The organism is Taklimakanibacter deserti, assembly GCA_003574785.1.
This window is the reverse complement of record QORU01000029.1, coordinates 41,657-48,588: the sequence shown is the minus strand read 5'-3', so window position 1 is coordinate 48,588 and position 6,932 is coordinate 41,657. Positions and strand designations below refer to the sequence as shown.

The 6,932-nt window shown below is 63.3% G+C and carries 7 protein-coding genes; 2 read left to right on the top strand and 5 right to left on the bottom strand.

Features of this window, described 5'->3' with window-relative positions; genetic code table 11:
* Positions 1-187 precede the first annotated feature (187 nt).
* The gene (locus DS839_RS35245; RefSeq protein ID WP_119275242.1) at positions 188-808 is read right to left on the bottom strand and encodes a class I SAM-dependent methyltransferase; all 621 of its coding nucleotides are present in this window, start codon (positions 806-808) and stop codon (positions 188-190) included.
* Between the two features lie 3 nt (positions 809-811).
* Positions 812-3,271, bottom strand: a complete 2,460-nt coding sequence (locus tag DS839_RS35240; protein WP_119275241.1) for a GcvT family protein — start codon at positions 3,269-3,271, stop codon at positions 812-814.
* A 233-nt stretch (positions 3,272-3,504) separates the two neighbouring features.
* Between DS839_RS35240 and DS839_RS35235 the strand changes: the two genes are divergently transcribed.
* Together DS839_RS35235 and metZ are read left to right on the top strand one after the other, a co-directional pair.
* Positions 3,505-3,906 carry a rhodanese-like domain-containing protein gene (locus DS839_RS35235; protein ID WP_119275240.1) on the top strand — a complete coding sequence of 134 codons (402 nt, stop codon included), beginning with the start codon at positions 3,505-3,507 and terminating at the stop codon, positions 3,904-3,906.
* Positions 3,906-5,105 carry an O-succinylhomoserine sulfhydrylase gene (gene metZ / locus DS839_RS35230; RefSeq protein WP_119275239.1) on the top strand — a complete coding sequence of 400 codons (1,200 nt, stop codon included), beginning with the start codon at positions 3,906-3,908 and terminating at the stop codon, positions 5,103-5,105. Before DS839_RS35235 ends, metZ begins: the two co-directional genes overlap by 1 nt.
* Here metZ and DS839_RS35225 read toward each other — a convergent pair whose 3' ends face one another.
* From DS839_RS35225 to DS839_RS35215, 3 genes are all read right to left on the bottom strand, one after another.
* On the bottom strand, positions 5,106-5,534 hold the full coding sequence (locus DS839_RS35225) for an anthrone oxygenase family protein (RefSeq protein ID WP_119275238.1): 429 nt from the start codon (positions 5,532-5,534) through the stop codon (positions 5,106-5,108).
* Positions 5,535-5,633: 99 nt separating this feature from the next.
* Positions 5,634-5,954, bottom strand: coding sequence for a hypothetical protein (locus tag DS839_RS35220; RefSeq protein WP_119275237.1), 321 nt, complete (start codon positions 5,952-5,954; stop codon positions 5,634-5,636).
* Positions 5,955-6,058: 104 nt separating this feature from the next.
* On the bottom strand, positions 6,059-6,907 hold the full coding sequence (locus DS839_RS35215; protein WP_368912104.1) for a sulfite exporter TauE/SafE family protein: 849 nt from the start codon (positions 6,905-6,907) through the stop codon (positions 6,059-6,061).
* Positions 6,908-6,932 lie beyond the last annotated feature (25 nt).

The following is a 6,932-nucleotide window of genomic DNA, read 5'->3' as shown; positions in this document are numbered from 1 at the left end:
GCTCACAAGCTTCTCGTCCGCCTCAATGCCAAAGCACGCGATGCGCGAGCGCAATATGCAAATGCAACTTGACACCCCAGATAGTCGCTCCCCGCGCTTCGCGCGGCGGAGGGAGAATTGGCGCGAATCCGCCCGCGCTTGGGATCACAGGAGCCCTGCGATTGCGCATTGCGGCATGTCGATCCGCTCATCGGCGATCCGCCTTGCGGACTGTGATCGCCACCCAGGGGCTTCGCTTGCCCAGATAGCCGTCCGCAACAGTGTCGAAGACTTCCTCCACCTCCCAGGGTGCCGCGGTGCGATAGAGTTCGAGCACCTCGGCGCGCGCGAGATAGTTGAAATAGCGACCATGATCGTCGCGGCCTTCAACACCGCCGGCCTTGTAGCTGGCGAAGTGCAAGCCCCCCGGCTTCAGCGCCTTGTAGATGAGGCCCAGAACACGCGGCAAAGCGGGACGCGGCACATGCAGCAGGCTGGCAGCGGCCCAGACGGCGTCATATTCCTCGCTGGCATCCAATTCATCGAAGCGCATGACACGCACCTTGCGTGAAAGACGCTCCTCGGCCTCACGCGCGATCTCCGGCGTGCCGTCGGTCGGCTCGACGTCGAAGCCGGCCTTGATCATGGCCTCGGCATCACGCCCGCTGCCGCAGCCCAGTTCGAGAATGCGAGCGCCGGGCGTGAGCTTCTTCAGGAAACCATGGAGATGCGGGCTCACGCCGCGACCACTCGCCACATAGATTTCCGCCTTCTCCGCATAGAAGCGCAACGTCGTCTTGTCGTCGGATGATGGACGGTCTTTCGGCATGGCCTACGCCTTGATCCTTTCCCCCTTCGGATCATAGAAGCCCTGCAGTTGCACATTGGCGGGATAGCGCTGCCAGGCGATCTCGACTTCCCATTTGCCGGATTGGAGCCAGTCCTTGCTGACGCCATCCTCATTCTTCACATAGCCCATGCCCAAGGAGGCGTTGATGCGGTGGCCCCAGGCGCCGGAGGTGGTCGAGCCGACGATGACGCCGTCGCGATAGATCGGCTCCTCGTGATACATCAGGGGCGCCTTGTCGCCGCCATCGGCCAGCGCCAGGCAGATCATTCGCTTCGGTTGCACATTGCGCTCGCGCTGCTTGACCAGCGCCTTCTTGCCGATGAAGCCCGATTTCTTTTCCCAGGCGACGACGAAGCCCAGGCCCGCTTCGACCGGCGTGTCCTCGTCGGAAATATCGTGGCCCCAATGGCGGTAGGCCTTCTCGACGCGGCAGTTGTTCATCGTATGCATGCCGGCAAGCTTGAGGCCGAAATCGGCGCCGGCCTCAAGGATGCGCTCGAAGACATGGGCGGCGAATTCGGTCGGGATATACAGCTCCCAGCCGAGCTCGCCGACATAGGTGATGCGGCTCGCGCGCACACGGGCGTAGCCGATCTCCATCTCCTTCGAGGTTCCGAAGGCAAAGGCTTCATTGGAAAGGTCGAGCCCTGAGAGCTTCTGCAAGAGCGGCCGGCTGTTCGGGCCCATCAGCGCGAACATCGGAAGCCCTGAGGAAATGTCGGTCGCGATGCAGTGCGCGTCATCCGGCGTGTTCGTCTTGAGCCAGGCGAAATCGCGCGTCTGCGGCGCTGAGCCGGTCACCACCATGAACTTGTCTGGCGCGAGGCGGGTGACGGTCAGATCGGCCTCGATGCCGCCGCGCTCGTTGCACCATTGGGTATAGACGATGCGCCCATCCTCGACATCGACGTCATTGGCCGAGATCCTGTTCAGGACCTTCACCGCGTCCTTGCCCTGGACGAGATATTTCGAAAAGCTCGACTGGTCGAAGAAGGCGACCTTGGACTGGAGCGCCTTGGCCTCGGCATCGGCATAGGGAAACCAGTTCTGTCGGCCGTAAGAATATTCGTATCGGGGCTCGACGCCGCGCGGCGCATACCAGTTGGGCCGCTCCCAGCCATTGACCTCGCCCATGCAGGCGCCAGCTGCAACGAGCTTGTCATGAATGGCGGAACGCCTGACGCCGCGCGCGGTCTCGACCTGGCGATAGGGCCAGTGCATGGCATAGAGAAGCCCCAGGCTCTCGACGGTGCGGTCATGCACATATTCGCGCACCGACTGGAAGGGGTGGATGCGGCGGATATCGACGCCATTCACATCCATCGGCGGATGGCCGTTCTTGATCCATTGCGAGAGGACGAGGCCGGCGCCGCCCGATGACTGGATGCCGATCGAGTTGAAGCCGGTCGCGACATAGAGGTCCTTCACCTCCGGCGCCTCGCCCAGATAGTAGCGATCGTCCGGCGTGAAGCTTTCAGGGCCGTTGAAGAAGAGGGCGATGCCGGCTTTCTCCAGCATCGGCAGGCGCTGAACCGCATCATTGAGGATGGGCTCGAAGTGGTCCATGTCCTCGGGCAGCGTCTCGAAGGCATGGTCCTCGGCGATGCCGTCGCTGCCCCAGGGCTTGGCCACGGGCTCGAAGGCGCCGATGAGCAGCTTGCCCGCATCCTCCTTGTAATAGGTGCATTCATCGGGCACGCGCACCACCGGCATGTTGCGCGGCAATTCCTCGATCGGCTCGGTCACGATGTAGAAATGCTCCGCCGCATGGAGCGGGATATTGACGCCGATGGAGCGGCCCAATTCGCGCGACCACATGCCGGCGGCGATGACGACCTTGTCGGCATGAATGGTGCCGTCCGTCGTCTCGACGCCCATGACCTTGCCGTCCTTCACCAGGATGCGGCTGACCTTGCTGTTCTCGAAGATCTTGGCGCCGTTCATGCGGGCGCCTGCGGCCAGCGCCTGGGTGACGTCGATCGGATTGACCTGGCCGTCCTTGGGCAGGAATACGCCACCCACCGCGCCTTTGAGATTGTAATGGGGCAGGCGCTCCTGGATCTCGCCGACCGAGACGACATTCACCTCGAGGCCGAAGCTCTTGGCCATGGAGGCGCCGCGCTTCAATTCCTCGAGCCGGCCTTCGGTCAAGGCGACGGAGATCGAGCCGTTCTGCTTGAAGCCGGTCGCCTGGCCCGTCTCCTTCTCCAGCCCCTCGAACAGGCCCGTCGTGTATTTGGCGAGCTCGGTCAGGTTGCGCGAGGCGCGCAGCTGGCCGACCAGTCCCGCCGCATGCCAGGTGGTGCCGCAAGTGAGCTGCTTGCGCTCGAGAAGGACCGTGTTCCTAATGCCGAGCTTGGCCAGATGATAGGCGATGGAGGTGCCGACGATACCACCCCCGACAATGACGACATCGGCGCGGGCGGGCAGGGACTTTGACATGAGAGAAACCTTGCAGAAAGGAGGCTGGACTCGGGGGCGCACCCTAACGGGAGGACCATCGAAATTGAAGGTTAGTCCTTTTGTGCCTGCTGCGGCAGAATCTCACCAGTCGAGCCATTTGGCAGGTCCGACAGCCGCAATGTCAGGTGACAATCGGGCCTACTTTTCCGCTTTCCCGTCGCCGGGCTTTCCCCTATGAAGTGTTCGGAATTCAGAACGGATTGGTTTTCAGCATGTACAAGGGCGATATTTTACCGGCCGAGGCGCATGAAAGGCTGACGAAAAACCCACAGGCGGTGCTGATCGACGTCAGGACGGAGCCCGAATGGGCGTTTGTCGGCGTGCCGGCGGTCGACCGGCTGATCCGGCTTTCCTGGCAGTCCTATCCGCAGATGCAAGTGAACGCCGATTTCGTGAAGCAGGTCGAGGATTCGGGCCTGCCCAAGGACTCAGAGATCCTGTGCATCTGCCGCTCGGGCGCCCGTTCGGCCAATGCGGCGGCGGCCCTGACCAAGGCCGGCTTCACCAATTGCTGGAATGTGGCGCAAGGTTTCGAAGGCGACCGCGACGGGCAAGGTCATCGCGGCACGGCGGGCGGCTGGAAGGCCGCCGGGCTTCCCTGGATCCAAAGCTGATGAAGAAAGACGTCAAATCCTCCTCACCCGCCCGCTGGGGCGAGAACACCAAGCTGGTGCGCGGCGGGCTCGACCGCTCGCCCCATGGCGAGACCTCGGAAGCGCTCTTCCTCAATTCGGGCTTCGTCTATGACGAGCCGGAAACGGCCGAGAAGCGCTTCGCCGGCGAAGATGACGGCTATGTCTATGGCCGCTACGGCAACCCGACCGTCACCATGTTCGAAGAGCGCCTCAGGCTGCTCGAAGGAGCGGAATCCTGCTATGCGCTAGCGTCCGGCATGGCGTCCGTCTTCGGCGCGCTCGCCTGCCAGCTCAAGGCCGGCGACCACCTGGTCTCGTCCAAGGCGCTGTTCGGCTCGTGCTACCAGATCGTCACCAGCATCCTGCCGCGCTTCGGCATCCGCTCGACGCTGGTCGATGGCTCCGATATCGATGCCTGGAGACAAGCGATCACCAAGGACACCAAATGCGTGTTCCTGGAGACGCCGTCCAATCCGACCCTCGATGTGATCGATCTTGCCGCCGTCTGCGACATCGCCAAGACGGCGGGCGCTTCGATCGTGGTCGACAATGTCTTCGCCACACCCATCCTGCAGAAACCTCTGAGCTATGGCGCCGATGTCGTCGTCTATTCCGGCACCAAGCATTTCGACGGGCAGGGCAGGGTGCTGGGCGGCGCCATCCTGTCGACGCGCAAGTTCAAGGAAGAGCTTTTGAAGCCGTTCCTGCGCCATACCGGCCCCTCGATCTCGCCCTTCAATGCCTGGATCCTGCTCAAGGGCCTCGAGACGCTGAAGCTCCGGGTGCTGCACCAGTCGCAGTCGGCCAAGAGCGTCGCCGAGACGCTGCTCGGCCTCAAGGGCGTCAGCCGCGTGATCTATCCGCATCTCGATTGTCATCCGCAGGCGGCTCTATGCCGGCAGCAGATGGGCGCCGGCGGTACGATGGTGACCTTCGAGGTCGAGGGCGGCAAGGAAAAGGCCTTCGACGTGCTGCGCCGTCTCGAGCTCGTCGACATCTCCAACAATCTCGGCGATGCGAAATCGCTGATCACCCATCCGGCGACGACCACTCATCGCAATATCGGCGCCGAAGCGCGTGCGGCCATGGGCATCAGCGACGGCATGCTCAGGCTCTCGGTCGGGCTCGAGGATACGGACGACGTGATCGCCGACGTCAAGCAGGCGATCGCCGCCTGATCAGTTGAGAGCCCAGAGATAGGCCAGCGTCGCGAGGGCGCCTAGCACCGTTCTGACGGCGTGCAGCCTTGCCCATGAGGCGAGCAGGGCGCGAGATGCCGGACCTGCATCGCCTTCCGCAATGTCCTTGAGTTTCCGATTTGTCGGCATGATGCCGAGAAGCGTATAGGGCCAGTTGGCGAGAATGAGAGCCGCACCGACGATCCAGCGCCAATCGCCGGTGCTCCACGCGGCGAAGAAGCCGAGCACTGCTGAAGCGGCGGCGAGACTTGCTTGCATCATGTAGCCGGCATCGTAGCTCGGTTTCCATTGCTCGAGGGCGCTGCGGTCGTCCAATCCCATGCGCGCCGGATGCTCGGCAAAGCCGACATAGAAGGCGGCTCCGGCAAAGGCGGCGGCAAGAATGAGCGCCAGTTGACCAGCGAGCATCGCTTCAGTCCTTCGATGCGGCAAGTTTGCGCTCAATAACCCGAATATTCAATGTTCGGCGTCGAGCTGGGTGGCCGGGTTAAACCCGGCCACGGGGCCTCAGCCTCGCTTGCAGCTCTTGCAGGTGTGGTATCTCTTGGAGACGATGATGCCCTCGCTGCCTTCGTGACATTGAGCCTTGTTGTAGCCCCACCGGTAGTAGCTGCTGGTGTGAACCGTGCCGATCCGGCACGCGACCGAGACCTTCACATAGGTGTTCGCGCACCAGAAGTGGACGCGGTGATATCCGCCCAGCCTATCGAACTTGTGCGGGCATGCTGCTGCGGCGGGCTCGTTTCCCATCGCGAGCACGCCGCCGGCCGTCAGCATGGCCAGTGAGGCCGCCATCGCTGCGCGCTTTGCACGGGTTGTCGTGTTCATGATCGTTCTCCTGTAGTCGGCTTGACGACGCGCATATCGTCGAAGAGCGGCGTTACAGGGTGATTTCCGGGACCTGGAACACGGTTACAGCTGAAACAGATCCGTTATTTCGCCATGCCGGCGATAAAGGGCGTGCTCACGGTCGGCTGGGCGGCGCTCGGGGTCGTGAAGATGTCGCCCAGGCGCAGGAGCTCATAGGACGACAGCACGATCACCAGAAACGCCACCGCGAAAGTCATCGCCCGGCGCGGCGCGCGCTTGACGAGGAAGCCGGCGACGGCCGCGGCCGGCAGACCGCCGAGGACGAGGCCGGCAATCGGCAACAGGTGATCCAAGAGGCCTTCGCCCTCGCTCCAGAAGCCGGTCAGCAGCGTCGTGGCGAAGGCCGCGACGACGGCGCAGGTCACCACGAACTCCGCCGCGTTGACCGTGCCGACGACCTGACGCGGCCTGGCACCGGCCCCGATGAGGCTCGAGGTAACGACCGGGCCCCAGCCGCCTCCGCCGACCGCATCGAGGAAGCCACCGACGCCGCCGAGCGGGCCGACAAATCCGCCCGGCAGGACATGGCGTTCCTTTCCCTCGCGCCAGCAGCGCCAGAGAATGAGCAGGCCCATGATCAGGAGATAGCCGAAGACATAGGGCCGGATCACCTTGCCCGGCACCTGGGTGAGAAACAGCGCTCCCGCAACGCCGCCCATGACGCCGGTAAGGGACAGGAGCCAGAACAGCCGGCGATCGACATTGCCATGCAGGAGATGGGACGTGCCAGAAGCCGCGGTGGTGAAGAGCTTGGCCGAGTGGACGCTTGCCGATGTATGGGCCGGCGGCACGCCGCTCGCCAGCAGCACGACCGAGGAGATGACGCCATAGCCCATGCCGAGCGCGCCATCGATGAGCTGTGCTGCGAAACCGACACATAGAAAGATCCAGAACTCACCCAGTTCAGGCATAGGCCCCCCTCAAGCAAATCAGCGC

Bases quoted from the DNA above. Each gene is read 5' to 3' on its own strand.
- DS839_RS35245 (WP_119275242.1), bottom strand. From the start codon at position 808: ATGCCGAAAGACCGTCCATCATCCGACGACAAGACGACGTTGCGCTTC.
- DS839_RS35240 (WP_119275241.1), bottom strand. From the start codon at position 3,271: ATGTCAAAGTCCCTGCCCGCCCGCGCCGATGTCGTCATTGTCGGGGGT.
- DS839_RS35235 (WP_119275240.1), top strand. From the start codon at position 3,505: ATGTACAAGGGCGATATTTTACCGGCCGAGGCGCATGAAAGGCTGACG.
- metZ (WP_119275239.1), top strand. From the start codon at position 3,906: ATGAAGAAAGACGTCAAATCCTCCTCACCCGCCCGCTGGGGCGAGAAC.
- DS839_RS35225 (WP_119275238.1), bottom strand. From the start codon at position 5,534: ATGCTCGCTGGTCAACTGGCGCTCATTCTTGCCGCCGCCTTTGCCGGA.
- DS839_RS35220 (WP_119275237.1), bottom strand. From the start codon at position 5,954: ATGAACACGACAACCCGTGCAAAGCGCGCAGCGATGGCGGCCTCACTG.
- DS839_RS35215 (WP_368912104.1), bottom strand. From the start codon at position 6,907: ATGCCTGAACTGGGTGAGTTCTGGATCTTTCTATGTGTCGGTTTCGCA.